The sequence below is a fragment of the Streptomyces sp. MB09-01 genome (assembly GCF_033794505.1).
In the GTDB taxonomy this organism is placed as follows: domain Bacteria; phylum Actinomycetota; class Actinomycetes; order Streptomycetales; family Streptomycetaceae; genus Streptomyces.
This window is the reverse complement of sequence record NZ_JARAYQ010000498.1, coordinates 1-2628: the sequence shown is the minus strand read 5'-3', so window position 1 is coordinate 2628 and position 2628 is coordinate 1. Positions and strand designations below refer to the sequence as shown.

Here is a 2628-nt window from a genome sequence, read left to right as displayed (position 1 = left end):
CGCGTAGCGCGGGCCGGGCGCCGGGCGCACGACGTGGCCGCCCCGCAGGCCGTCCCCCGCGGCGCGCTGGACCTGCGGAGCGGACGGGGCGGGCCAGCGAGCCGCGACCACGGGTCGGCCCGCCGGGCGGGGGGCGGGGGCTGCCGCGCTCCCCATGTCGCGGGTGCCGAGGGGCAGGGGCCGTGCCGCCAGGAGCTGGAGGGTGCGGGACGCGGAGGGCGCCGCCGTGGCATCGCCTGCGGTCCTGTCGGTGACGGAGCGGGCGACGACCAGCGGGACCGGGCGGGCGGAACCGGAGGGCGCGCCGGGGCCGCCGCCCCGACGGCGCTGTACGTCGCCGGCCCCCAGCAGGCGCGTGTGGCCTGTCGCCGGCGCCCCGGGCGCGGGTGCGCGCTGTACGTCGGCGGGGGAGGCGGGCCGAGGAGCTCGGGACCGGTACGAGGGCGAAGCCGGCGGCGCCGCGCTCGGCGGCAGCGAGGGCAGCGGTGCCCCCAGGCCGGTGCGTACGCGCGACGCGGACCGCCCCGGGCCGGACCCGTGGGTCGCCTCGGCAGGGCTGCCCGGGCGGAGCTGCGGCGCAGCGCCGGCCGACGGCTCCGCCTGGCGCTCGACCACGGGCATCGCGGGGGCGGGTGCCGGTGCTCCTGCGGGTCGGCCGGACGGTACGGCGGTGGCGGGGAGTTCGGTGAGGGGTGCGCCGAGCGGCGGCCGGCTTCCGGCGCGTTGCACGGGCGTGCCCGGGCCGGCGGCAGGCCCGGCCGTGCGCTGCACCGCCCCGGGCTCCGCCTGGCGCTCGACCACGGGCATCGCGGGGGCGGGTGCCGGTGCTCCTGCGGGTCGGCCGGACGGTACGGCGGTGGCGGGGAGTTCGGTGAGGGGTGCGCCGAGCGGCGGCCGGCTTCCGGCGCGTTGCACGGGCGTGCCCGGGCCGGCGGCAGGCCCGGCCGTGCGCTGCACCGCCGCGTCCGGGCCGGTGGCGGGCTCCGCCTGGCGCTGCGGCATGGCCGTCGCCGGGGCCGTGGGCCTCTCCGCGCGCTGCTGAGGAGAGGAATTCGGGCCGCCGTTGCGGGGTGTGGCGCCGCCCTCGGCGGCGGGTTCCGCCTGGCGCTGGACCACGGGCATCGCGGGGGCGGGAGCAGCTGCAGGGCGGCCCGACGGCGTAACCGTGGTGGGGGGTTCGGTGAGGGGTGCGCCGAGCGGCAGGCGGCTTCCGGCACGCTGCACGGGCGTGCCCGGGCCGGCCGCGGGCTCCGTCCGGCGCTGCGCGGTGGGCTTCGGCCCACCGCTGTCAGGAGGGGCCGCACCCCTGGCCGGGGGCTCCGCATGGCGCTGCGCCATCGGCTCCGCGCGGCGCTCCGGTGCGGGCTTCGGCGGACCGCTGTCGGGCTCCGCCTGCCGCTGGACCACGGGCATCACCGGGGCGGGCGCGGGCGCCGTTGCCGGGTGGTCCGACGGCGTGGCCGTGGAGTGCAGTTCGGTGAAGGGCATGCCGAGGGGCGGGCGGCTTCCCGGGCGCTGCACGGGCGTGCCCGGGCCGGCCGCGGGCTCCGCCGGGCGCTGCGTGCTGGGCTTCGCCGCACCGTTGCCGGGAGTGGCCGCACCCTCGGCGGAGGAGTCTGCCCGGCGCTGCACCGTCGGTTTCGCCGGGGTGGCGGGCTTCTCTGCGCGGTCCTGCGGGGTGGTATTCGGCCCGCCGTTGTGGGGTGTGGCGCCGCCCGCGGCTGCGGGCTCCGCCCGGCGCTGGACCACGGGAAGGGCCGGGCCGTGGGCTGCTGTGGAGCGGTCCGACGGCGTGACCGTCGAAGGCAGTTCGGTGAGGGGTGCGGTGAGCGGTGTGCGGCTTTCCGCACCCCGCACGGGCGTGTCCGCGTCTCGGGTGCCCAGCGGTCCACGGCTTTCCGCACGCTGGACGGCCGTGGTCGTGACCGGGGCCGTCCGCGCGGGGGCGGGGCGGATGGCGGCCACGCGGCGCCTGGGCGTGGCGGGGACGCGCGCGACGGTCAGCGTGCGGCCGACGGCGCGCGGTCGGACCGCGGCGGTGCCCGCGGTGTCGTCGGCGGGGGTCGCCCCGCCATTGCGGCCGGGACGGGCTCCTGTGGCCGCCGGGGCGGACGTGGACCCCGTAGAACCGTACGGGTGTGCCGCGGACCGCTGGACGGGCGGACCGGAGGGGGACGGGGCGGCGCCCCCGGCCGACGCTCCCCGGCTCGCCGATGCGTCGGGGACCATCGCGATACGGCGGACCAGCGGGAACCGCGGAGGCGCTGGCGCACGGTCGGGCGCGGCAGGGGTCACCGCGGCTCGGCTGCCCGTCGCCCCGGCCCGCTGCACGGCGGGGGCGGGCGTGCCGAGCACGGCTGCGGTGTGCGTGGACGCGCCGCCGCGCAGCTGCGGCGCGGCGTTCGGGACGGGCGCGCCGGGTCCCGACGCCACGGGATCGGCGGCCGGGCCGCGCGTGCCCGGGCTGCCCGGGCGGGACGACGTGGCGATGGCGGGCGCCGGGGCGTCGGCCCGTACCCGGCGCGAGGTCTGCGGGGTGTCACCCGCACCGGGCTGGTCCGCTTCGTGCGGCGGCCGCAGTGCCCGCAGCAGCAGCGGGCCGCCGCACGAAGCGGACCAGCCCGGTGC

Annotated in this window: 1 protein-coding gene; it reads right to left on the bottom strand. The window is 81.3% G+C overall.

Annotation, left to right across the window (positions count from 1 at the left end):
* Positions 1–2628, bottom strand: a 2628-nt coding sequence (locus tag PV721_RS42840; RefSeq protein WP_319734234.1) for a hypothetical protein, incomplete at both ends; no start/stop codon positions are given.